Annotated in this window: 18 protein-coding genes; 6 read left to right on the forward strand and 12 right to left on the reverse strand. The window is 66.4% G+C overall.

Annotation, left to right across the window (positions count from 1 at the left end):
• Positions 1 to 39: 39 nt before the first annotated feature.
• Positions 40 to 1,068, reverse strand: a complete 1,029-nt coding sequence (locus Q0579_RS04655; protein WP_298809631.1) for a hypothetical protein — start codon at positions 1,066 to 1,068, stop codon at positions 40 to 42.
• Between the two features lie 105 nt (positions 1,069 to 1,173).
• On the opposite strand from Q0579_RS04655, the gene Q0579_RS04660 reads away from it, so the two are divergent.
• Both Q0579_RS04660 and Q0579_RS04665 read left to right on the forward strand, forming a co-directional pair.
• Complete coding sequence (locus tag Q0579_RS04660) at positions 1,174 to 2,430, forward strand: aspartyl/asparaginyl beta-hydroxylase domain-containing protein (RefSeq protein WP_298809633.1); 1,257 nt, start codon at positions 1,174 to 1,176, stop codon at positions 2,428 to 2,430.
• Positions 2,431 to 2,511: 81 nt separating this feature from the next.
• Positions 2,512 to 3,099, forward strand: coding sequence for an energy transducer TonB (locus Q0579_RS04665; RefSeq protein ID WP_298809636.1), 588 nt, complete (start codon positions 2,512 to 2,514; stop codon positions 3,097 to 3,099).
• A 39-nt stretch (positions 3,100 to 3,138) separates the two neighbouring features.
• Here the strand turns inward: Q0579_RS04665 and Q0579_RS04670 are convergent, their stop codons facing one another.
• From Q0579_RS04670 to Q0579_RS04685, 4 genes are all read right to left on the reverse strand, one after another.
• Complete coding sequence (locus Q0579_RS04670) at positions 3,139 to 4,296, reverse strand: aspartyl/asparaginyl beta-hydroxylase domain-containing protein (RefSeq protein WP_298809639.1); 1,158 nt, start codon at positions 4,294 to 4,296, stop codon at positions 3,139 to 3,141.
• A 79-nt stretch (positions 4,297 to 4,375) separates the two neighbouring features.
• Complete coding sequence (gene clpB, locus Q0579_RS04675) at positions 4,376 to 6,955, reverse strand: ATP-dependent chaperone ClpB (RefSeq protein ID WP_298809640.1); 2,580 nt, start codon at positions 6,953 to 6,955, stop codon at positions 4,376 to 4,378.
• Between the two features lie 62 nt (positions 6,956 to 7,017).
• Positions 7,018 to 7,821 carry a glycosyltransferase family 2 protein gene (locus tag Q0579_RS04680; RefSeq protein ID WP_298809642.1) on the reverse strand — a complete coding sequence of 268 codons (804 nt, stop codon included), beginning with the start codon at positions 7,819 to 7,821 and terminating at the stop codon, positions 7,018 to 7,020.
• Positions 7,821 to 8,885, reverse strand: coding sequence for a glycosyltransferase (locus tag Q0579_RS04685; RefSeq protein WP_298809643.1), 1,065 nt, complete (start codon positions 8,883 to 8,885; stop codon positions 7,821 to 7,823). The genes Q0579_RS04680 and Q0579_RS04685 overlap by 1 nt, the downstream gene beginning before the upstream one ends.
• A 51-nt stretch (positions 8,886 to 8,936) precedes the next feature.
• Here Q0579_RS04685 and Q0579_RS04690 point away from each other — a divergent pair, with 51 nt between their 5' ends.
• Positions 8,937 to 9,725 carry a glycosyltransferase family A protein gene (locus tag Q0579_RS04690; protein ID WP_298809645.1) on the forward strand — a complete coding sequence of 263 codons (789 nt, stop codon included), beginning with the start codon at positions 8,937 to 8,939 and terminating at the stop codon, positions 9,723 to 9,725.
• Positions 9,725 to 10,708 carry a hypothetical protein gene (locus Q0579_RS04695; protein ID WP_298809646.1) on the forward strand — a complete coding sequence of 328 codons (984 nt, stop codon included), beginning with the start codon at positions 9,725 to 9,727 and terminating at the stop codon, positions 10,706 to 10,708. Before Q0579_RS04690 ends, Q0579_RS04695 begins: the two co-directional genes overlap by 1 nt.
• Positions 10,709 to 10,836: 128 nt before the next feature.
• Here the strand turns inward: Q0579_RS04695 and Q0579_RS04700 are convergent, their stop codons facing one another.
• From Q0579_RS04700 to Q0579_RS04710, 3 genes are read right to left on the reverse strand one after another with little or no spacing between them, the layout of a single operon-like run.
• A complete protein-coding gene (locus tag Q0579_RS04700) occupies positions 10,837 to 12,228 on the reverse strand; it encodes an efflux transporter outer membrane subunit (RefSeq protein ID WP_298809649.1) in 1,392 nt (463 codons plus the stop codon).
• Positions 12,225 to 13,418 carry an HlyD family secretion protein gene (locus Q0579_RS04705; RefSeq protein WP_298809652.1) on the reverse strand — a complete coding sequence of 398 codons (1,194 nt, stop codon included), beginning with the start codon at positions 13,416 to 13,418 and terminating at the stop codon, positions 12,225 to 12,227. The genes Q0579_RS04700 and Q0579_RS04705 overlap by 4 nt, the downstream gene beginning before the upstream one ends.
• Positions 13,415 to 15,067: an MFS transporter gene (locus Q0579_RS04710; protein ID WP_298809654.1), complete on the reverse strand. Its 1,653-nt coding sequence runs from the start codon at positions 15,065 to 15,067 to the stop codon at positions 13,415 to 13,417. Before Q0579_RS04710 ends, Q0579_RS04705 begins: the two co-directional genes overlap by 4 nt.
• 187 nt (positions 15,068 to 15,254) lie before the next feature.
• Between Q0579_RS04710 and Q0579_RS04715 the strand changes: the two genes are divergently transcribed.
• The gene (locus Q0579_RS04715; RefSeq protein WP_298809656.1) at positions 15,255 to 16,031 is read left to right on the forward strand and encodes a class II aldolase/adducin family protein; all 777 of its coding nucleotides are present in this window, start codon (positions 15,255 to 15,257) and stop codon (positions 16,029 to 16,031) included.
• 131 nt (positions 16,032 to 16,162) lie between these two features.
• Here the strand turns inward: Q0579_RS04715 and pnp are convergent, their stop codons facing one another.
• From pnp to Q0579_RS04735, 4 genes are all read right to left on the reverse strand, one after another.
• Positions 16,163 to 18,499 carry a polyribonucleotide nucleotidyltransferase gene (pnp, locus tag Q0579_RS04720; RefSeq protein ID WP_298809658.1) on the reverse strand — a complete coding sequence of 779 codons (2,337 nt, stop codon included), beginning with the start codon at positions 18,497 to 18,499 and terminating at the stop codon, positions 16,163 to 16,165.
• 156 nt (positions 18,500 to 18,655) lie between these two features.
• The gene (gene rpsO, locus Q0579_RS04725) at positions 18,656 to 18,925 is read right to left on the reverse strand and encodes a 30S ribosomal protein S15 (RefSeq protein WP_219767129.1); all 270 of its coding nucleotides are present in this window, start codon (positions 18,923 to 18,925) and stop codon (positions 18,656 to 18,658) included.
• A gap of 24 nt (positions 18,926 to 18,949) precedes the next feature.
• Complete coding sequence (gene truB, locus Q0579_RS04730) at positions 18,950 to 19,846, reverse strand: tRNA pseudouridine(55) synthase TruB (RefSeq protein ID WP_298809663.1); 897 nt, start codon at positions 19,844 to 19,846, stop codon at positions 18,950 to 18,952.
• A gap of 1 nt (position 19,847) precedes the next feature.
• A complete protein-coding gene (locus Q0579_RS04735) occupies positions 19,848 to 20,543 on the reverse strand; it encodes a site-2 protease family protein (RefSeq protein WP_298809665.1) in 696 nt (231 codons plus the stop codon).
• 151 nt (positions 20,544 to 20,694) lie between these two features.
• Between Q0579_RS04735 and Q0579_RS04740 the strand changes: the two genes are divergently transcribed.
• A complete protein-coding gene (locus Q0579_RS04740) occupies positions 20,695 to 22,242 on the forward strand; it encodes an amidase (protein ID WP_298809683.1) in 1,548 nt (515 codons plus the stop codon).
• Positions 22,243 to 22,343: the final 101 nt, after the last annotated feature.

The following is a 22,343-nucleotide window of genomic DNA, read 5'->3' on the forward strand; positions in this document are numbered from 1 at the left end:
CCTGAACGGCCTTTGAACGCTACGAGTCTTAGATGTCGCTCAGGGTGACAGATGCAGGGCGACAGGTGGGTCGACCTGAAGACCGACCCGCTCCGCGACGGCTCGCGCCCAAGCCACTACCTTCTCAATCTCGTCTTGATGAGCGGCCAAGCCATTTGCCTGATCTTGGCTGCGACGACCTGCCTCGAAAGCGACGCCGGTCTTGGCATCACGAGCAAAATTACCTTTGACGACAGTAGCGATAGCGTTCGGCCCAAGCGGTAACTCGAACAGTCGTGCTACCGCGTCGATGCTGCGTACGGGATCTGAGACAAGAACTTCACTGTTCAGCAGGCGGACACGATTGGGCATCGCGGTCGCCAATCGTGTGAACAAGGCTTGCTGAGCCAGCCATCCTACTGCCGCTGCCTGCAAGTCGGTGTGCAGCAGATAGTCACCGGGTAAGAAGCCAAGGTCGATGATGCCGTCGGCGAGTTGCTTTGCCAGCAAGTCTCGAACCCACAATCGGCCCCACATGCCCTTGCGAGCGATAGAAGCGACGAAAACGGGTAGCGGTGCGTACAAAAGCACAGCGCGAGACTGGGGTCGCAATGACAGCATGCCCCCGATGAGTGCATTGACCACATTTGAAGGCTTAACAATCACGCTCTCTCCGTCACAAAATGGTCGGGCGAGAAGAGCAAGGGCTTGATCCAGCACGGGCCGAATGTGAGCAGGCGTTGCGCCTCGGTGCCGCCAGCCCACCATGTCGTTCAATACTTGCGGCTCCTTCAACGCAGTTGCGGCTCCCGGTACGTCAAGCGAGCGGGCAAGCAACGTGGAGCAGCAATAGGCCGAGTGAAAAATGAAGTGCATTGGCGCGCTGGGCTGAACGGGTAGGTCGGCACGGCGGAAGGCACGTAGCGCCGGCGTGCCGAGATGTTCATCGGTCAGAAACGGTACCGCGGCGCGTGTGGCGCGATTGACCTGTATCATTTGAAAGGCGTCGCGCGGCGCATCGTAGCGGTGCGCGAGCCACTCCGCCTGCGCCATGGTCGCGTGCACGAACTGGGTGAGATCGGTCGGCATAAGATAGTTGGTAGATATCCATGAAGCTGAAAGCGATCGTTTGCATAGATCAAGCCGCTTCGGCATATTACCATAATGGTCGTAAAACCTGTCGCCGAACCTGACATGGTCAGCATGCTTCGTACTGCTTCGGCGGCTCAGCAGTCGGGCGATATTTCGCGGGCGACGATGCTCTACCGGCGCGTTTTGGAGACGGCGCCGGCGCAACCGGTTGCGCTTAATGCTCTTGGCATGATCGCGCTATCGAGCCGAGATCCGAAAGCGGTCGAGTGGTTTGAACGTGCCGCCGCGGCCGATCCGCAGGCCGCTCCGCTGCTTCTTAATCTTGCGACCGCGCATCGAAGCAACGGCGACGAAGAGGGTGAACAACGCGCCTTGGAAGCGGCGTTGGCGCTTGATCAACGTAACATCATGGCTAATTTTCGCCTAGCCGAATTGCTTGACCGTACAGGAAGAGACGCAGCTGCGACCGCACGATGGCACGGCCTTTCGTTGATGATCGGCTCGATCGCGCCGCGGTCCCCCCAGCTGCAAGGCATATTCACCAAAGCAAGGCAGCGCATCGCCGACCAAGGTGCGAAACTGGGCGATTTGATCGACCAAGCATTGTCGGCGTCACGCGATGTTGCGACCGCGACTGAGCGGAGGCGCGTCGATGCTTGTATCGATGCAATGCTCGGGCGTCGGCGCATCTACAATAATGAATGTCACGGGCTGCACTTCCCGTTCTTGCCCGCCGACGAATATTTTGATCGCGCACATTTCCCTTGGATGCCCGCGATCGAGGCTGAGACGGACGCCATTCGCGCAGAATTGGAGACGTTGCTTGCTGCCCCGGACTCGGGCTTTGCTCCTTACGTCGACATGGCGCCTGGCAGCCCTGTCGGACGCTGGACTCCACTCGATCGATCACTTCAGTGGAGCGCGCGCTATCTGTGGCGCTACGGTCAGCGTGATGATGATGTTTGCGCGCGCTGCCCACGCACCGCGGCAGCACTCGAGGCTGTACCGCGCGCCGATCTGTATCAGAAGGCGCCGACCGCCTTTTTCTCGATCCTCAAACCCGGGACGCGCCTGCCGCCGCACAGCGGAGTGAGTAATGTTCGCGCCATTGTACACCTGCCCTTGATCGTGCCGGATCGGTGCGGACTGCGTGTGGGCGGAGAGACGCGCGAGTGGCAGGTCGGTACTGCCATGGCGTTCGACGATACGATCGAGCATGAAGCATGGAACGATAGCGACGAAGTTCGCGCCGTGCTGATCTTCGACGTCTGGAACCCCCATCTGACCACGCTGGAGCGCAGCATGGTGCAACGATTGTTCGAGACGATCGGAGAGCAGATGCCGAACGTGAGCGATTGATCCCGATCGTCAAGGAAAGCAGTTGCCGCCGCGCTGAGTTGGCATATCATTCGTTCACAACATGATTCCAGGGGGGATCGAATGATGTACGCACATGTGCTCGTGTCAGTGACGATGTTGGTTTTGGCATCTTCGGCGGTTGCGCAGGACGGCGTTCCGCAGATGCGGCGGGATCAGAACCGGATCATGTTCAGCTCTTATCCTCCAGACGCGCTGAAGCGAAAGGAGGAGGGAACGGTTGGTGTTGCGGTGCGAACAGACCGAAATGGCACGATGCTCGACTGCGAAGTTACGAAGTCAAGCGGGTTTCCGTCGCTTGATCGGGCGAGTTGCGCGATGCTGCTGGCTTACGGCCGGACCAAGCCGTTTCTTTCCGCGGATGGTCGTCGGGTACAACATGCGCAGGACGGCACGGTCGTCTGGCGTCTCCCGGATGGCCGCGGGAGTTCCGCCGAGGCGGTAGCCGCGAGTTCCTTGTCGCCGATCGCAAGTGGCAAGTCGGCCGGTGGCACGACGGGCGAGCGGATGATCTGCAAGCGTCAATCGACTACTGGTTCGCTCGTCACCGCGACACGTGTGTGTATGTCGAAATCTGACTGGGATCGCGAGCTGACCGCGACGCAGCAGCAATTGCGCGAGTATAAACCGGGCTTTCAGAATTACGAATGATAGCGACAGCCGCGTACACGCCCTCATCTTTTTCTTAGATTAGCCGTTGTCCACCACTCGTCCTTGGTAATCGTCGATTGCGGTGAAGATGGCGGTGAGTGCTGCGCGCTCTTCGATCGTGATGTCCGGCCGCCAAATCTCGAACAACAGGACGACTCTGGTTGCGTCGCCGTTGTTCCATGCTTCATGCTCGATCGAATCGTCGAAGATCAGCATGCGCCCCACTTCCCACGTGCGTCTATGTGCACCGACGCGCAGCATGCAATCGGGCGGTGCGATCAGCGGGACGTGACAAATCAATCGCGTGTTCAACAAGCCATGATGCGGGCGGATGTGCGTGCCGGGTCGCAGCAGCGAGAACAGCGCCATCGGCGAGCGTTCGGCGATCATCGGCATCGGTGCGTGCGCAAGCGCTTGCATCGTTGCAGGGCAACGCGACGCATTCGACTCGACCGGTGCGCCGCCTTGCCACAGGTACAAGGCGCTCCAGCTTGGATCATCGAGCAGCGGGTTGGCCGGCGGCGGACTGCCGTTCTGCGTCTGAACATACGGCGAGAAAGATCCGTCGGTCGCCATCATGGCGGTGAGTTCTGCCTGCATTTGTGGCACCAGCGCCTCAACTGACGCGACCCAATCAAATTCTTCGCGTTCAAAGAAGGCGCGCTGCGCCAGTCCTGGAAAATAGAACATCGATGGCTGCTGGGCGTATAGTTCATGGCGCCCCATCAGCAGGTCCAATGCCTCGCGCAGACGTGCTCCGCTTGAGCCGACTGCCAAGCCATTGTCGCTGATCGCCTGATCGAGGTGAGCGGCGAAGCGCTCACTAGCGGCAGCGACAAACGCCTGCGCGGCATGCAGACGCTGCGACAGCGCTGATGGCACGTGGAAGCCTGGCTGAGCCGCAACATTCAACGCCGCCCGGTAGAATGTGAGCGCGCTCCGTTCATCCCCCAGTTGTTCTTTCAATGCTGCCGTTACAAGCAGGGTTGGCAGATCACGCGGTGTCGTTTGCAATTGTCGCTCGAACGCGTCGGTTGCACCTAGCGTATCACCTAGCGCCTGTTCGACCTGACCAATGATCAACCAAGGCGTCGCAGGGTTGATCGCCCCACGAAGCGCATCGACGCGCTGCCGAGCCGTTACGCGATCGCCGCGTTGCAAGGCTGTGATGGCCTCACGTGCCCACTGATCGTTCAAGTGTTCAAGGTCCGTTGCCGCTGTGTCGCCACGCTAATCGGCGACACAGCGATACACAACGTTTAGACGCGCTGCCCCGTCACCCCGCCGACAGCACCAGCCTTCCGTCACCTTCGTCGACGTGAACGGTGGCGCCATCCTTGACCTCGCCGCGCAGGATCAGGTCGGCGAGCGGGTCCTGCAGGTAGCGTTGCACCGCGCGCTTCAAGGGCCGGGCGCCGTAGACCGGATCGTAGCCGACCCGGCCCAGCCACGCGCGCGCCGCCTCGGTCAGGTCTAAGGTCACCTTGCGATCCGCCAAGAGCTTGCCGACGCGCGACACCTGGATGTCGACGATCGGGCCCATGTGCGCCTGACCCAGCCGGTGGAACAGGATGATCTCGTCCAGCCGGTTGAGGAACTCAGGTCGGAAATGCGCGCGCACCACGTCCATCACCTGCGGCTCGACACTCTCGACCGCGGCGTCCTCGGGCATGTTGGCGAGGAACTGCGATCCGAGGTTCGAGGTCAGGATGATCAGCGTGTTGCTGAAATCGACCGTCCGGCCCTGACCGTCGGTCAGGCGACCGTCGTCGAGCACTTGCAGCAGCACGTTGAAGACGTCGCCGTGCGCCTTTTCCACCTCGTCGAACAGCACGACCTGGTACGGCCGGCGCCGGACCGCCTCGGTCAGCACGCCGCCTTCCTCGTAGCCGACATAGCCCGGCGGCGCACCGATCAGCCGCGACACCGCGTGCTTCTCCATGAACTCGCTCATGTCGATCCGCACCATCGCGTTCGGGTCATCGAACAGGAATTCGGCGAGGCTCTTGGTCAGCTCGGTCTTGCCGACGCCGGTCGGCCCGAGGAACAGGAAGGAGCCGAGCGGGCGGTTGGGGTCCTGCAATCCCGCACGCGCGCGGCGCACCGCGGTGGAGACGGCACGCACCGCGTCGGCCTGGCCGATCACGCGCTTGCCTAGAACCTCTTCCATCCGCAGCAGCTTCTCGCGCTCGCCCGCCATCATCCGCTCGACCGGTACCCCGGTCCAGCGGCTGACCACGCCCGCGATATCGTCTGCGGTCACTTCCTCGCGCAGCATCGCGCCTTGCGTGGTTGCCTGCGCCTCGGCGAGCTGACGCTCCAGCGCGGGGATGCGGCCGTAGGACAGCTCGCCCGCCTTCGCCAGGTCGCCCTGGCGCTGCGCCTGTTCGAGCTCCAGCCGCGCGGCATCGAGCTGTTCCTTCAGCTTCGCCTCGCCCGCAATCTTGTCCTTCTCGGCCTGCCAGCGCGTCGTCAGCTCGGCCGATTGCTGTTCGAGATTGGCGAGTTCCTCCTCCAGATTGGCGAAGCGGTCGCGCGACGCCTCGTCCGACTCGCGGCGCAGCCCCTCGCGCTCGATCTTCAACCGCAGGATGCGGCGATCGAGCGACTCGATCTCCTCGGGCTTCGACTCCACCTCCATGCGGATGCGGCTGGCGGCCTCATCCATCAGGTCGATCGCCTTGTCGGGCAGGAAACGGTCGGTGATGTAGCGGTTGGATAAGGTCGCCGCCGAGACGAGCGCACCGTCGGTGATGCGCACGCCGTGGTGCATCTCATACTTGTCCTTCAACCCGCGCAGGATCGAGATCGTGTCCTCAACCGTCGGCTCGCCGACGAACACGGGCTGGAAGCGCCGCTGAAGCGCGGGGTCCTTTTCAACGTGCTTGCGGTATTCGTCGAGCGTGGTCGCGCCGACGCAGTGGAGCTCGCCGCGTGCGAGTGCGGGTTTCAGGAGGTTTCCCGCGTCCATCGCGCCCTCCGACTTTCCTGCACCGATCAGCGTGTGCATCTCGTCGATGAACAGGATGATGTCGCCCTCGGCCTGGCGCACCTCATCGAGCACGCCCTTCAACCGCTCCTCGAACTCGCCGCGATATTTCGCGCCCGCGATCAGCGCGCCCATGTCGAGCGCCATCAGACGACGGTCCTTGAGCGTGTCGGGCACGTCGCCGTTGGCGATGCGCAGCGCGAGCCCTTCCGCGATCGCGGTCTTGCCGACGCCGGGTTCACCAATCAGCGCGGGATTGTTCTTGGTGCGGCGGGCGAGGATCTGAATCGTGCGGCGGATCTCCTCGTCGCGGCCGATCACGGGATCGAGCTTGCCGTCGCGTGCCGCCTCCGTCAGGTCGCGCGCGAATTTTTTAAGCGCGTCGTAGCGGTCCTCCGCACTCTGCGTGTCGGCGGTGCGGCCGCCGCGCAGCTCGTTGATCGCGCTGTTGAGCGCGTCGGCGCGGACGCCTGCGGCCTGAAGCGCCTTGCCCGCGGCGGTATTGAGCGACAGCGCGAGCGCGACCAGCATCCGCTCGACCGTGACATAGCTGTCACCCGCCTTTTTCGCGATCTCCTCGGCCTGGTCGAGCACGCGCACGGTGGCGGTGCCAAGCCCCGGCGGCGTCTGCGCGCCCGAGCCGCTGACCGCGGGGATCTTGGCGAGCGCCGCGTCCGTCTCGGCGGTCGCGCGGCGCGCGTCGCCGCCGGCACGCGCGATCAGCCCGGCGGCCATGCCCTGCTCATCCTCGAGCAGCGCTTTCAAGAGATGTTCGGGCGCGATCTGCTGATGGTTCATGCGGATCGCGACGGTGCGTGCGGACTGGAGAAAGCCCTGCGCGCGGTCGGTAAACTTGTCGAGGTTCATGGAAGTCCCCTGCTGTGTTGCCGACTAGATGGTGTGATATTCGGGCAACACAAGTGTGCCCGTCAGGCTTCAATCCAGGTCTTCTCGCGCAGGTTGAGGTGCGTCAGCCGCCGTCGTGCGAGCCGGGGGCCGAGAAAGCGGTGGAAATACCAGTTCTTCACCACATGCGGCGTGAAATGGTAGAGTAGCCGTTCGCCAAGCGTCCAGCGCACGCGTGTGCGGTCCGAGCGGCGCGGGGAGGGGACGCACCACAGGTCGAAGGGGTAGACCGCGGCGCCGTGCGCCAGCACGCGCTCCATGATCTCATGATCCATCAACACATAGGGCCAGTGACCGTGCGTGTAGCCGCCGGCCGCCAGATAGGCCGAGGTGCGGAATGTCTGGCCGTAGCCGCCGGTGTGTGTCTGTTTGGGCCACAGCCGACTGACGCGCTGGTTGTGGCGACGCTTGGCGAGCGCGGCTGGACCATCGGCAGGATCGGTGACGTCGGTCGCCATCACCGCGACGACGCGCGCGCCGCCCTCTGCAAAGGCCTGCCTCGCGGTGGCGAGATAGTGCGGCGGGTAGAAGGTGTCGGCGTCGGTGAACGCGACGAACGGCGTCGCGATGTGCAGGTTGGCGACCTCCAGCGCGTGGATCTTGCCGGGCTGCTCCGCGAACAGGTGGATCACCTCGACCCCGCGCATCGCCGCCGCCTCGGCGTGCGCGATCTCGGCCGAGCCGTCGTTCGAGGCATTGTCGACCAGGATCAGGCGGAAGGGCTTGAGCGTCTGCGCGTCCAAGCTGCGCAGTGTCGCGGCGAGGTAGTCGGCCTCGTTGAAATAGGCGAGAACGACCGTCCACTCTGATGTGCTCTGCGGCGTCATCACGCATCCCCGCGGGCAAGGCGCAGCAGCGTGTGGCAGGCGGGCTCGCTCGACCGCAACCCGTGCGTCGCCAGCGCGTGCGCGCGCGCCATCAGCCCCATCGCCGCCAGCCGCGTCGGATCGGCGAGCAGTGCGGCGACCTCGTGTCGGTAATTACGATTGGTCACGCGCAATCCGCAATTGGCCGGCAGCACGTCGGCGCTGATCCGGTCGGCGAAGGCGACCACTGGGCGCCCGCACGCCATCGCTTCGACGATCGCGCGCGGAAAATAGTCGCGCCGCCCGGCGTGAAAGTAGAGCGCGGCAGAGCCGAGCAGCGCAGGCACGGCGGCGTTGGGAACGTGGCCGAGCCAGTCGATCTCCGGATAGCGTCGTGCCAGCGCCTCTGCGTCGGGTCCGCCGCCCGCGACCGCGACGCGGTGCTCGACCGAGAGCGCGCCGACCTCGGAAAAGCTCTTCCACCGCGTCAGCCGACTGACCGCGATCACGTCGCGGCGGCGCTCGCCCATGACGGGGCGGAAACGTTCGGTGTCGATCGACTTGGGTAGCCGCTCCATTCGGGCGTAGGGAATGGCCGGGCGCCACGGCACGCGCGGCCGCGCGAGCGCACGCTCCTGCAATTCCGACTCGGTGAAGACCATCGCGGCGTGCGGAACCAGTCGGCTCCAGTAATCGCCGCCGATGATGACCGCGAACTGCCTCGCATCGGGCTTTAACGCGCGGTCGAACAGGCGATAGCCCGCGCCACCGTTGGTGCCGATGACGACGAACAGGTCGGCGGTGTCGGCGCGCGCGGCGTCGACCAGCGCGTCGCTGTAATGGTCGCGCGACTTGGTGCCGCCACCATCGCGTGCGAACAGCCGCAGCGTGTAGGGCGCGCCGACGTCGGGGTCGCAGCGCAGCACGCTGTTCTCGTGCCCCACGCCCCACAACTCGACATCCACGCCGAGCGCCGATAGGAGCGCGGGCATCCGGCGGTCGCGATTGTCCCAGCGCAGCCACTCGGCCGGATCGGCGACGCTGTGATACGTCGGGTAGGAAAGAACGAAGACGATGCGTGTCATGGCAAGGCGCGGCGGATACCAGCATGCTCCCGTGCTGCCTAGGACGATGGCGTGAGGCCCGCAGCCCAGCCGTTCGCTGATGACGGCCCCCGCATCTCCTGCCTGATGGTGACCGCGGACCGGATGCATCTGGCCGAGCGCTCAGTCGACTGCTTCCTCGCGCAGACCTATCCCAATCGCGAGCTCGTCGTGGTCGACGACGGGACGCAGGATTATGCGCCGGTCCTGTCGCGCGTGCCCGCCGACCGGCTGATCCATCATCGGTTGGTCAAGGACCCGGCGACGACGCTGGGCGCGTTGCGCAACCTGTCGCTCGATCTCGCGCGTGGTGACGTGATCGCGCAATGGGACGACGACGACTGGTTCGATCCTGAGCGGCTGGCGCGGCAGATCGTCGTGCTGGGCGATCATGCCGCATGCTGGTGCCCGGTCGCGCTGATGCACCTGGCCGAACCCGCGTGGCTCACGCGGCCGTACATCGGCTGGTTCCAGGGCGGGGTGCCGAGCACGATCCTGCATCGCCGCCGCGACGACATCCGCTACCCGCTCGAACGCCGCGGTGAGGACAGCACCTACCGCGACGCGTGGCGGCGGCTCGGCTTCACGCTGCTCGACGAGGGCGAGGCAGCACTGCTGATCCGCTGCTTTCACGGCGGCAACACGTGGGAGCGCGCGCATTTCGAGAAGCGCATCGCGCTCACCCCGCGCGACCGGGTGGAATGGGGCGTTCGCCGCCTGCTGGGTCGAACAACGGATTACTCGCGCTTTCGCCTGACACCCAGGCAGCGGGCGTCGTTCGACGCCTTCTTCGCGCACTCGCGCGCGCTCGGGCTGTTCTGATGACGCTCGTCGCGCGCGCGCGCGCCTGGGCGGGGACCGAGGATGCGAAACGCGTCGCGGTCGCGCTGCGCATATTGTTCTTTGCGGCGATGTTCACCTGGTTGGTGCTCAAGGTGCGCGCGATCGGGTGGCGACAGGTAGCGGGATCGCTGCCGACCAACCCGCTGTTCTACATCCTGTTCTTCGTCAATTTCCTGATCCTGCCCGCGTCGGAGACGGCCATCTTCCGCATCGTGTTTCGGCAAAGGCTGCCGCGCGCCTTCCCGGTGCTGATCCGCAAGCGCGTCTACAACAGCGCGCTGGTCGGCTATTCGGGCGAGCTGATGTTCGCGATCTGGCTGAAGCGCAGCTTCGGACTGAAGACCAAGCGCATTCTGGTCGCGCTGAAGGACAATGCGATCCTCTCGGCGGTGTCGTCGGGGCTCGTCACCGCTGGCTTGCTGGTGCTGTTCGCCGCCACCGGCAACGCGCGGCGGATCATCGATTGGCTCCATCCCGGTCCGGCGCTGGTGGTGGCGGGCGTACTCGCCGCCGTATTCGTGGTGCCGGTGCTGTACCGGCTGCGGCGTCACCTGATCGCGCTGACGGGCGGGCAGGCGACGAGCGTGCTGGCCATCCATATCTCCCGCACCACGCTGGTCGTGCTGCTCCAGGCGACGCAATGGGCCGTCGTGTTGCCGACCGAGCGCTGGTCGACCTGGCTCGTGTTCCTGACCGCACAGATGGTGATCTCGCGCCTGCCGATCATTCCCAACCGCGACCTGCTGTTCCTGAGCGCGGGGCTGGAGATGAGCAACACGATCGCCGGGCCGCGCGCGGCGATGGCGGGGTTACTGCTCGCGGGCGGCGCGCTGACGCAGGCGATGAACCTCGGCTTCTTCATCGTCACCTCGTTCATCGCGCAGCCGCCCAAGCTCGACGCGCGCGAGATGGAGGAGGTGGACGAGGTTGACGAGGACGCGCGGATCGCCGGCACCGTTTAGTCTGTCGTGCGCATGACCCAGACTTCGTCATCCCGGGCTTGACCCGGATCCCGCTCCTTCTTCTTCGCCGCGAGTAAAGCGGGATCCCGGATCAAGTCCGGGGTGACGAAGTGGTCGTAGGGCGATGCCTAGCGCGCCGTCGCGTCGATCTCCGCGCGCGACCAGCCGCCACCCATCGCCTGGTAGAGCCCGACGAAATTGGTCAGCCGGTCTGCCTGCGTCTGCGTCAGCGCGAGTTGCGCGGTCAGCAGGCTGCGCTGCGCGTCGAGCTGCTCGATATACGCCGAATAGCCCGCCCGGTAGCGGTTGGTCGCATTTTCCAGCGCGCCGCGCGCCGCCGCGGCCTGATCGGCCAGGTCCTGCGCCTGCTGCGCGATACGGGTGTAACCCGCCAGCGCGTCGTCGACCTCGCGAAACGCGGTCAGCGCGGTGCGGCGATAGGCGAATGCGGCCTGGTCGCGCCGCGCCACCGCACCGCGTTCCTGCGCGCGCAGCCGTCCGCCGTCGAAGATCGGGGACAGGATGCTCGCGCCCAGCGAGAAGACACCGACCGGATTCGACAGCGCGGTCGACAACACCACGCCGGCAGAGCCGGTGAGCGCGAGGTTGGGCAGCATCGCCGCGCGCTGGCTGTCGAGCGAGCGGTCCGCCGCGACCAGCGTCTGCTCGGCCTGGAACACGTCGGGGCGGCGGCGTAGCAAGTCGGCGGGCAGCCCATCGGGGATCGGCGGCAGCAGCAGCCGTTCGAGTGGCAGGCCGCGCGGGACGCCACGCGGCGCGTCGCCGGTCAGCAGCGATAGCGCATTCTCCTGCCGGCTGATCGTGAGCTGCGCCTGCGGCACGAGCTGCGCGGTGGCGGCGTACTCCGCCTGAGCCTGCCGGAGTTCGAGCCGCGATGAATAGCCCGTCTCGAACCGTCGCCTCGCAATCCTAAGCGAGTCGCTTCGCGCGGCGAGCGTACCGCGCGCGATCTCGAGCCGCTGGTCGAGTGCGCGCAAGGTGATGTAGCCAGTGGCAGTGCTGGCCGCGACCGCGAGCCGCACGGTGTCACGCGCGCCCTCGCTCGCCAGCAACTGCGCGCGCGCGGCGCGGCTGGCCTGTTTCAACCGCCCGAACAGGTCGAGGTCGAAGCTGGTGGTGATCGCGGGCTGCGCACCGAAGGCGCGACTCGGCGTGCCGAACGGGCTGAGCGTCTGCCCTTGCGTCTCGGGCACCTGTCCGCCGATCGTCGGCGACAATTGCGCGCGTGCGAGGTCCTGCGCCGCGCGCGCTTCCTCGACGCGGCCGGCGGCGACCGCGATGTCGAGGTTGTTGGCGAGCGCGCGCTCGACCAGCGCGGTCAGTTGCGCATCGCCGAAACTGGTCCACCATGCATCCGGGATCGGCTTCCCCGGCGGCGTCTGCGTTCGCCACGCGGGCGGCGGCACAACCGCGGCAGCGGCAGGCGCCTCGGCACGCTTGCCCGGCAGCGTGCAGCCGGCAAGTAACAGCGCAAGGGTGAAGGGCAGGGCGCGCGTCATTGCACCGCCGGGGCGCCGTCGACGTCGACGCGCGCCTGCACCGACATGCCCGGCCGCAGCCGTGCCGCGAGTGTCTGACCCGGATCGATGCGGATGCGCACCGCGATCCGCTGCGGCACCTTGGTGAAATTGCCCGTCGCATTGTCGGACTTCAGCACCGCGAATTCGCTGCCCGCGGCGGGCGAGATGCGTTCGACATGGCCGCGGATGCGCGCGTTGTTCAATGCGTCGACCGTGAAGCTTGCCGGTTGGCCGACCGCGATACGTGCGGTCTGCGCTTCCTTGAAGTTGGCGATCACCCACACCTCGGGCGGGACCAGGAACATCAGCTGCGATCCCGCGGTCACATATTGCCCGACGCGCACGCCGACCTCCGACAAACGCCCGCGCTCGGGTGCGCGGATCAGGGTATTGGCGAGATCGATGCGCGCGAGGCGGAGCTGCGCCTCCGCGCCCGACACGCCCGCCTGCTGTCCGCCGCGCCCGACCTCGACCGTGCGGATGTCCTGGCTCGCAATCTCGCGCGCCGCCTGCGCCTGCCGCACACCAGCCTGCGCCTGACGCAGCGCGGCGAGCGTCTGGTCGCGTTCGCGCAAAGACACCGAGCCGTCCTTCACCAGATCGTTGACGCGCGCCATATCGGCCTGCGCGCGCATCAACTGCGCCTGCGCGTTCTCGACCGCGGCCTCTTGCGCGCCGAAGCTCGCTTGGCGGCTGGCGGCCTGCTGGCGCGAGTTGGCGAGCGTCGCCTGCGCCGCCTCGACCTGCGACGCTGCCGCCTCGACCCGCTGCGCGTAGATGCGGCGGTCGATCTCGACCAGCGGCTGTCCCTGCTCGACGGTGGCGAAGTCGCGCACCAGCACGCGCGTGACATAGCCCGACACCTGCGGGCTGATCACGGTCACGCGCCCGCGGACATAGGCGTTGTCGGTCGACTGATCGTCGGGGTTGAACGGCCAGATGCGCCACGCCGCCAACACCGCGGCAATGCCCGCGAGCGCCAGCACCGCGATCAGCACGATCGAACCAGCGGTGAGCTGCGGCGGGCGCCAGCCTGACCCCTGCGGCGTCGCGGGTGCGGCGGCAGGTGGCGGGGCGGCCGCGTCGGTTGTCGGCGTGCCGCCCTGTTCGGCGATCTTCTCTTCCGTCATCGGCGTGGGAGAAACGTTGGGGGAACGCGGGTCAGTCATGCGGGAACTCCGCGGCGCGCGCGGATCGAGCGCCGCACCAGCAGGAAGAGGAGGTAGAGGAAGGTCAGCGCGGAAAGCACCGCGACCAGCCGGAATACATCATTGTATGCAAGCACGTTGGCCTCGCGCGTCGTCGCTTGCGACAGCAGCGCCGCACCTTCCGCGGTACGCAGCGTGGGGTCGCCGATGACGCGCCCGACGCCCGCGGCGCCTGCCTGGATGCGCTGGGTCACGATCGGGTTGGTTGGATCGATCGCTTGCACCAAGGCGGCGCTGTTCGCCTTTTCGCGCACCACCTGATAGGTGCTGAGCAGTGCCGCGCCCCCCAGTCCGCCGATCGAGTTGATGATCCCGAACAGCGCGATGAAGCTGATAATGTGACCGCTTCCTGCCGCTAGCGCGCGCGTCATCCCGAACAGCAGCGCGGGGCCGAGGAAGAACGCGCCCGCGAATGCGATCAGTCCTTGCGTCGCGTAGAGCTGCGGCGCGCGCGTCAGGCTTGTCGAGTGCGAGTCGATGAATGCGGCGACGGCGACCAGCCCGACCGCGAGCATGATCGGATGCGCCAGTTTCTCGATGTTGAGCGTCATCGCGCTTGCCGCGACACCCGCCGCGGTCGCGATCGTCAGGATGAGGAAGAACGGCATCAACTGGTCGTTGTTCTGCCCCAGCACGGTCAGCAGCCCGACCGCGCCGGTATTCTGCTCCGACAGCACGATCCGCGCCATGATCGTGACGATGGTGAAGCGCAGGATGTCCGCGCTCGCCAGCCAGCGCGTATTGAGCAGCGGATTGGCACGGCCGTGCTCGATCACCAGCGCGGCGGCGAGCATCGGGATCGCGGCGATCAGTGCCCAGCCGATCCAGTTCGCCTGCGTCCACCAGTCGATTCGCCCGAGCCCCAGCACGGCGGCGAACAATGCCATCGCGCCCGCGAACAATACGAAGGTGACGAAGTCGAGCGGCTCGAATGCCTTGACCCGGTTGGTCGGCGGCAGGCGCAATGCGATCACCGCGGCGAGGCTCATCGCGGCAAGCCCGAGCTCGAACAGGTAGAGCGTGCGCCACTGGCTCATCGCCAGCAATTCGGGGGAGAACAACCGCGCCATCGGCGTCGCGCATTGCGGGACGCCGATCCCGACCACCACCGCGCGCAATCGCCACTTCGCGGGAAACGACTGCATCAGGTAATAGAGCGCCAAGCTGCTGATCGGCGCGCCCGCCATCCCGCTCGCCGCGCGCACCAGGATCGCCGAGGTGAAGTCGCGCACGAACAGATGCGCGAAAGTGAGGATCACGTAGATCGCGAGAAAGATGATCGCGAACGGCCTGAGCCCGAATTCCTGCCGGAACTTGATCATTAGCAAATTGATGCTGACGTTGGTCATCACATAGACCGTCGGCAGCCACGCGATCTCGGCCGGATCGAGCCCCAGTGCGCCTTGCAGCGTATAGGTGTTGGCGGTGATCAGCGCGTTGCCGAATCCCGCGGTCAGCCCGAGGAGCACGCCGATCAGCCCGTAAGCGATCTTTCGGCTGGTCGGATGGTCGGGTGAGCCCGGTGACCCGGGCAGCACCGGCAGCTCGTGCGCGGCGAACGTCCATTGTTCTTCGCGGAGGAATTCGCGCACGCGCGCCATCACGGCCATGTTGCCGCTCTATGGCCGATCGCGGACGTTGTGCAACGGCGCAGGTTAGCGGTGCGGACCGCGGCGTCCGCGGTCACGGGCGCTTCCAGTCGCAGGTACGGTTGCGCTGGCCGGTTACATCGCCAGGGGTGACGCGCGTTCGACGATGCGGTATCCAGTGGCACAACGAAACCGAGAGGATCACGCCATGGCAACGCTCGCGACCGTCGACCAGCATGAGGCGCATTATGCACCGGGCGAGTGGGGGGCGCGGGTCGATCTCGCCGCCGCCTACCGGCTCGTCGCGCTCTATGGCTGGGACGATCTCATCTTCACGCACCTGTCGGCGCGCGTGCCCGGGCCCGAGCATCATTTCCTCATCAACCCGTACGACATGATGTTCGAAGAGATCACCGCGTCGAGCCTGGTGAAGATCGACGTCGAGGGCAATCCGGTCGGCCCCTCGACGCACCCGGTCAACCCCGCGGGCTTTACCATCCACTCGGCGATCCACATGGCGCGCGAGGATGCCGCGGCGGTGATGCACCTGCATACGCCGCACGGGCAGGCGGTATCGGCGATGGAGTTCGGCCTGCTGCCGCACACGCAGACCGCGATGATCGCGCAGCACGATGTCGCCTACCACGATTACGAGGGGATCGCGACCGACCTCGACGAGCGCGAGCGGCTGGTCGCCGACATCGGCACCAAGAACGCGATGATTCTGCGCAACCACGGCACGCTCGCGATCGGCGACACCGTCGCGTCGTGTTTCCTGCGGCTCTACTTCCTCGAGCGCGCGTGCGAGGCGCAGGTGCTGATGCTGTCGGCGGGCAAGGAGCACCTCAACAACCCGCCGCAGGGTGTCGCGCACAAGGTCGCGGGGCAGTCAAACCCCAAGGGAATGGGCGGATTGGCGCAGAAGCTCGCTTGGCCCGCGCTGTTGCGCAAGCTCGACCGGATCGATCCCAGCTTCCGTCATTGAGCAGGGCGGGCGGTCGTCCCGCGTCACGGCGTGAGCGGGCCGGCTCCGGTTCCTTGAGTAACCCAACGAGAAAGGCCCCCGGCATCGCTGCCGGGGGCCTTTTCGCTTTTCGTCGCTGACGCTGCGGACGCTTAGTCGCGGTCGCCGGTCAGGAAGGCGGGTGCGAACTCGGGGTCGGGACCACGATCGCCACCTTCGCTGCGCTCGCGGCGCGGGCCGCGATCACCGCCGCGGTCGCCACCACGATCACCGCGACCTTCGCGGCGCGGGCCACGATCGCCACCGCCGCGGCCGTCACGGCGCGGACCACGATCACCGCGCTCGCCGCCCTCGCGCGGTTCGCGCTTCGGACGCGTGTCCTCTAGCTCCTCGCCCGTTTCCTGGTCGACGACGCGCATCGACAGGCGAACCTTGCCGCGCGGGTCGATCTCGAGCACCTTGACCTTCACCTCCTGGCCTTCGGAGACGACGTCGGTCGGCTTCTCGACGCGCTCGTTCTTCATCTCGCTGACGTGGACGAGGCCGTCCTTGCCACCCATGAAGTTCACGAACGCACCGAAGTCGACGATGTTGACGACCTTGCCGTTGTAGATCTTGCCGACCTCGGCCTCTTCGACCAGGCCCTTGATCCAGTTGATCGCGGCCTCGATCTGGCTCTGGTCGGACGACGACACCTTGATCACGCCCTCGTCGTCGATGTCGACCTTGGCGCCGGTGGTCGCGACGATCTCGCGGATCACCTTGCCGCCGGTGCCGATCACTTCGCGGATCTTCGACTTGTCGATCGTGAAGGTTTCGATCCGCGGCGCGTGCGCCGACAGCTCGGTGCGCGTTGAATCGAGCGCCTTCGCCATCTCGCCCAGGATGTGCGCGCGGCCTTCATGCGCCTGCTTTAAGGCGACCCGCATGATCTCTTCGGTGATGCCGGCGATCTTGATGTCCATCTGCAGGGACGTGATGCCCTCGCTGGTACCCGCGACCTTGAAGTCCATGTCGCCCAAGTGATCCTCGTCACCCAGGATGTCGGACAGGACCGCATAGTCCTTGCCTTCCAGGATCAGGCCCATCGCGATGCCCGACACCGGACGCTTCAACGGAACGCCCGCGTCCATCATCGACAGCGAACCGCCGCAGACCGTCGCCATCGACGACGAGCCGTTCGACTCGGTGATGTCCGAGGTCACGCGGATGGTGTACGGGAACTCCTCCTTCGACGGCAGCACCGGGTGCAGCGCACGCCACGCGAGCTTGCCGTGACCGACTTCGCGGCGGCCCGGCGCACCGAAGCGGCCGACTTCGCCGACCGAGTACGGCGGGAAGTTATAGTGGAGCATGAAGTTCTGGTAGGACAGGCCGTTCAGCCCGTCGATCATCTGCTCCGCATCGCGCGTGCCGAGCGTGGTGGTCGCGATCGTCTGCGTCTCGCCGCGGGTGAACAGCGCCGAGCCGTGCGCGCGCGGCAGGAAGTGGACCTCCGCCTCGATCGGGCGCACCGTCTTGGTGTCGCGGCCGTCGATGCGGCGACCGGTCTTGAGGATCGCACCGCGAACGATGTCGGCCTCAAGCTTCTTCACCAGCTTCAGCGTGCCGAGATACTCGGCCGGATCGCTGTCCTTCAGATCGGCGAACGCCTCACGCGCCTTGGTGCGCGCGGCGTTGACGGCGGTCTGGCGCGCCTGCTTGTCGGTCAGCTTGTAGGCCGCCTCCATGTCCTTGCCGATGGCCTTCTTGAGCTTGGCCATCTTCGCCGACTTGTCCTCGACCGGCGCCAGCTCCCACGGATCCTTCGCCGACTGCTCGGCCAGGTCGATGATCGCGTTGATGACGTCCTGGCTCGCCTTGTGCGCGAACATCACCGCGCCGAGCATCACGTCCTCGGACAGCTCCTTGGCTTCCGACTCCACCATCATCACCGCGTCGTGCGTGGCGGCGACGACCAGGTCGAGCTCGCCGTCCAGCACCTCGGCGTCGGTCGGGTTGAGCTGATACTCGCCGTCCTTGTAGCCGACGCGCGCGGCGCCGATCGGGCCCATGAACGGCACGCCCGAGATAGTGAGCGCGGCGGAGGCGGCGACCATCGCGAGGATGTCGGGCTCGTTCTCGCCGTCGTAGGAGAGCACCTGCGCGATGCAGTTGATCTCGTTGTAGAAACCTTCGGGGAACAGCGGGCGGATCGGACGGTCGATCAGGCGGCTGACCAGCGTCTCACGCTCGGTCGCACCGCGCTCGCGCTTGAAGAAGCCGCCGGGGATGCGGCCAGAGGCCGAGAACTTTTCCTGATAATGGACGGTGAGCGGGAAGAAGTCCTGCCCTTCCTTGACCGTCTTGGCGGCGGTGACCGCGCACAGCACGACCGTCTCGCCCAGCGTCGCGATCACGGCGCCGTCGGCCTGGCGCGCGACCTTGCCGGTTTCCAGCGTCAGGGTCTTGCCACCCCATTCGATGCTGACCTTCTTGGTATCGAACATATGAATTCCTTTGGACCGGATGCCCGATGCATCCGGGGCCTCGTGGTGCAGGCTGTCCGGCCTGCGCGGTGCGGGGCTTTTGGTCGCCCCATGCGCCGTCGCCGGATTGCGAGGGCGCGGAAAAGCGAAGGGCGACCCGAGGGCCGCCCTTGCCGGTTACTTGCGAAGGCCGAGCTTCGCGATGAGCGCCAGATAACGGTCGCCGTCGGTCTTGCGGAGATAATCCAGCAGCGAGCGACGCTTGTTGACCATCATGAGCAGGCCGCGACGCGAGTGGTTGTCCTTGGCGTGGCCCTTGAAGTGCTCGGTCAGGTTGCGGATACGCTCGGTGAGGATCGCGACCTGGACCTCGGTGGATCCGGTATCGCCCTCGGCGCGGGCGTGTTCCTTGATGACTTCCTGGCGGCGTTCGGCAGTGATCGACATTACGAAATCGTCCTCGACATCAGGTCACAGATTGAAGCCGCGAACGACGCGAAGCTGGTTGGCTTCGACCTCGGCCAGCGCGACGGGCGTGTCGCCCGTGCACGCGAAGACGAGACCATCGTCGGCGGCGATCCCGTCCAGCACCCGCCCCTGTCGAAGCGCGCCTGCCTGGTCGGGCGTGAGGGAAAAGGCCGGGATGTCGTCCAGCCCCGCCCTCAATGGCAGGAGTAATGGTTCCAGCGCCGACGCCTTAGCGGCCGCGTCCAATTTGTCCAGTGTTATCGCCTGTCCAAGCGCGAACGGTCCCGCCTTGACGCGGTGGAGCCGAGTGACGTGGCCGACCGTGTCGAGCGCCAGCGCGATATCGCGCGCGAGGCTGCGGATATAGGTGCCCTTGGACACGTGCGCGACGAGCGTGGCCTCGCTGAGCCGCGTGTCGGGCGCCGTGTCGCCGTCGCGCGTCAGGCGGTGGATCGTGATGTCACGCGAGGCGAGCACCACCTCCTCACCGGCGCGTGCCAGATCATAGGCGCGCTGTCCGTCCACCTTGAGCGCGGAATAGGCTGGCGGCACCTGCGCGATCGCGCCCGTGAAGCGCGGCAGCACCGCATCGATCGCGGCGGCAGTCGGGCGCACGTCGCTGCTCGCGACCACTTCTCCCTCGGTGTCGAGCGTCGATGTCTGCGTGCCGAACGCGAGCGTGAAGGCGTAGATCTTGTCGCTGTCGAGCATCCGCCCGGCGAGCTTGGTCGCCTCGCCGAGCGCGATCGGCAGCACCCCGCTCGCCAGCGGATCGAGCGTGCCGCCGTGGCCGACCTTGACCTTGGGCACGCCGGCGGTGCGCATCGCGCGCTTCACCGCGGAGACGACCTGTGTCGAGCCGATCCCCACGGGTTTGTCGATCACCAACCAGCCGTGCATCTCAGGCAATCGCCGCGGCGATGGTGAGATAGGCCTGCGTCAGCGCCTGCGCGGGCGGAGCGACGAGCCGCTGAACGATGTTCGCACCCGGCACCAGCGCGGGCAGCACCAAGAGCAGGATGATCAGCAGCGGAAAGCCGAAGCGCGCGAGCTTGTCCCATTGCAGCGCCGCGCGTTCGGGCAGCAGCCCGGCGACGACGTGCCCGCCGTCGAACGGCGGCAGCGGGATCAGGTTGAACAGCGCCAGGAAGACGTTGATCAGCAGGAAGTTAATTAGGTTGGCACCCAAGAACGCCGCCGCGCTGCCATCGGCGGGCTCCCCCACCCAATGCGCGAAGATGCCGAGCAGCAATGCGCCGACGAGAGCGAGCGCCAGGTTCATCCCCGGCCCGGCGAGCGCGACGAGCATCATGCCGGTGCGCGGATTGGTCTTGGTGATCCGGCGCGCGTCGACCGGCACCGGCTTTGCCCAGCCGAACACCGGCACCTTGGCGATCGCGAGCATCAACGGCAGCACGACCGTTCCGATCGGATCGACGTGGCGCAGCGGGTTGAACGACAGGCGGCGAAGCTGCGCCGCGGTCGGATCGCCCAGCGCACGCGCGGCGAGCCCGTGGCTGACTTCGTGAAAGACGATCGCGATCACCAGCGGGATGATCCACACCGCCGCCGACCAGATAACACCATTGGGGTTCATGGCGGCCGAGATAGGGCGGCATCGCTGCGAAGACCAGCGGGTGACCATGATCGGCATTGGGCTTGCGTGTGGTTGAACCGAGCAGCATCATTGTGGCATGACGATCCGCTCCCTCCGCCTGTTGCTCGCCGCCCCGCTGCTGACCGCAGGCATGCTGACCGCCCCGCTGCCCGTCGCTGCGCGAACGGTTTTGGTGGAGGAACAGTCGATCGAGCAGGTGCAGGCGGCGATGACTGCGGGGCGCGCGACCAGCGTCGATCTGACCCGCGCTTACCTGGCACGTATCGCGGCGATGGATCGCAAGGGGCCGACGCTGCGCAGCGTCATCGCGCTCAATCCCGACGCAATCGCGCAGGCAAAGGTGCTCGATGCCGAGCGGCGCGCCGGGCGCGTGCGCGGGCCGCTTCACGGCGTCCCCGTCCTGATCAAGGACAATATCGAGACCGCCGATCCGGTCGCGACCACCGCGGGTAGCCTCGCGCTCGCCGCCAACGTCACCCGCCGCGATGCACCACTGGTCGCGCGGCTGCGCGCGGCGGGCGCGGTGATCCTGGGCAAGACTAACCTGTCGGAATGGGCCAACATCCGCTCCGACCATTCGATCAGCGGATGGAGCGCGGTCGGCGGCTTGGTACGCAACCCGTACACGCTCGATCGCACCGCCTGCGGTTCGTCCTCGGGTTCCGGCGCGGCGGTGGCGGCGAGCTTCGCGGCGGCCGCGGTGGGTACCGAGACCGATGGGTCGGTGACCTGCCCGTCGTCGATCAACGGGCTGGTCGGGTTCAAGCCGACGCTCGGCCTCGTCAGCCGCACGTACGTCGTGCCGATCAGCCACAGTCAGGATACGCCGGGACCGATGGCGCGCAGCGTGCGCGACGCCGCGCTGCTGCTATCGGCGATGGCCGCGCCTGATCCGGCTGATCCCGCGACCGCCACGACGCAAGTGCGCGACTACACTGCCGGGCTGTCGACCGCGGCCTTGTCGGGGATGCACGTGGGCGTGATCCGCCCGAACGACCTCTCGCCTGAGTTGGCGCAGCGATTCGATGCCGCGCTGGCGGTGTTGCGCGCATCGGGCGCGACGCTCGTCGAGGTAACGCCGCCCAAGCTCGACGGGCTGGGCGAGGCCGAGTTCCAGGTGCTGCTGAGCGAACTCAAGGCCGATCTCGACAGCTATCTCGCCACCACGCCCGCGAGCGTGAAGACCCGGACGCTTGATCAGGTGATTGCGTTCAATCGTGCAAACGCGGGTGCGGAAATGCCGTTCTTCGCGCAGGAAACGTTCGAGAAGGCAGCGCCAACGAAGGGGCTTGCCGACCCGGTCTACAAGGCGGCGCGGGCGAAATCACTGCGACTGGCGGGCGCGGAAGGTATCGACGCGATGCTGGCGAAAGCGGGCGCGCAGGTACTCGTCGAGCCGAGCTACGGCGCGGCATGGTTGAGCGACACCGTCTACGGCGACCAGTACGGCGGCCCCTCCGCCGCCAGCCTGCCCGCGATCGCGGGCTACCCGCATCTGACGGTACCGATGGGGCTGGTGCGCGGACTGCCGGTCGGTCTCTCGTTCATCGGCACGCGCGGCACCGACGCGCGCGTGCTGGGGGCCGGATACGCCTATGAACAAGCGTCGCACGCGCGCGTCGCGCCGCGCTACCTGCCGCAGGCGAACGCGGGTGCTGGCCTCGAGGGTCGGCGCTAGAAGGCAGGCGCTAGAAGGGCAGGCGCTACAAGTCTCCGGGGGCGACGCGGAACGGCGCGCGCATTTACGATATGTTCGGACCGGCCGCGTTACGAACACGC

Source organism: uncultured Sphingomonas sp. (assembly GCF_936927845.1).
Lineage (GTDB): Bacteria > Pseudomonadota > Alphaproteobacteria > Sphingomonadales > Sphingomonadaceae > Sphingomonas.

Excerpts from the sequence above, each read along its gene's own strand:
- Q0579_RS04700 (WP_298809649.1), bottom strand. The coding sequence starts at position 12,228 with ATGACGCGCGCCCTGCCCTTCACCCTTGCGCTGTTACTTGCCGGCTGC.
- Q0579_RS04685 (WP_298809643.1), bottom strand. The coding sequence starts at position 8,885 with ATGACACGCATCGTCTTCGTTCTTTCCTACCCGACGTATCACAGCGTC.
- Q0579_RS04680 (WP_298809642.1), bottom strand. The coding sequence starts at position 7,821 with ATGACGCCGCAGAGCACATCAGAGTGGACGGTCGTTCTCGCCTATTTC.
- Q0579_RS04705 (WP_298809652.1), bottom strand. The coding sequence starts at position 13,418 with ATGACTGACCCGCGTTCCCCCAACGTTTCTCCCACGCCGATGACGGAA.
- pnp (WP_298809658.1), bottom strand. The coding sequence starts at position 18,499 with ATGTTCGATACCAAGAAGGTCAGCATCGAATGGGGTGGCAAGACCCTG.
- Q0579_RS04695 (WP_298809646.1), top strand. The coding sequence starts at position 9,725 with ATGACGCTCGTCGCGCGCGCGCGCGCCTGGGCGGGGACCGAGGATGCG.
- Q0579_RS04735 (WP_298809665.1), bottom strand. The coding sequence starts at position 20,543 with ATGAACCCCAATGGTGTTATCTGGTCGGCGGCGGTGTGGATCATCCCG.
- clpB (WP_298809640.1), bottom strand. The coding sequence starts at position 6,955 with ATGAACCTCGACAAGTTTACCGACCGCGCGCAGGGCTTTCTCCAGTCC.
- Q0579_RS04655 (WP_298809631.1), bottom strand. The coding sequence starts at position 1,068 with ATGCCGACCGATCTCACCCAGTTCGTGCACGCGACCATGGCGCAGGCG.
- truB (WP_298809663.1), bottom strand. The coding sequence starts at position 19,846 with ATGCACGGCTGGTTGGTGATCGACAAACCCGTGGGGATCGGCTCGACA.
- Q0579_RS04665 (WP_298809636.1), top strand. The coding sequence starts at position 2,512 with ATGATGTACGCACATGTGCTCGTGTCAGTGACGATGTTGGTTTTGGCA.
- Q0579_RS04740 (WP_298809683.1), top strand. The coding sequence starts at position 20,695 with ATGCTGACCGCCCCGCTGCCCGTCGCTGCGCGAACGGTTTTGGTGGAG.
- Q0579_RS04710 (WP_298809654.1), bottom strand. The coding sequence starts at position 15,067 with ATGGCCGTGATGGCGCGCGTGCGCGAATTCCTCCGCGAAGAACAATGG.
- rpsO (WP_219767129.1), bottom strand. The coding sequence starts at position 18,925 with ATGTCGATCACTGCCGAACGCCGCCAGGAAGTCATCAAGGAACACGCC.
- Q0579_RS04660 (WP_298809633.1), top strand. The coding sequence starts at position 1,174 with ATGGTCAGCATGCTTCGTACTGCTTCGGCGGCTCAGCAGTCGGGCGAT.
- Q0579_RS04715 (WP_298809656.1), top strand. The coding sequence starts at position 15,255 with ATGGCAACGCTCGCGACCGTCGACCAGCATGAGGCGCATTATGCACCG.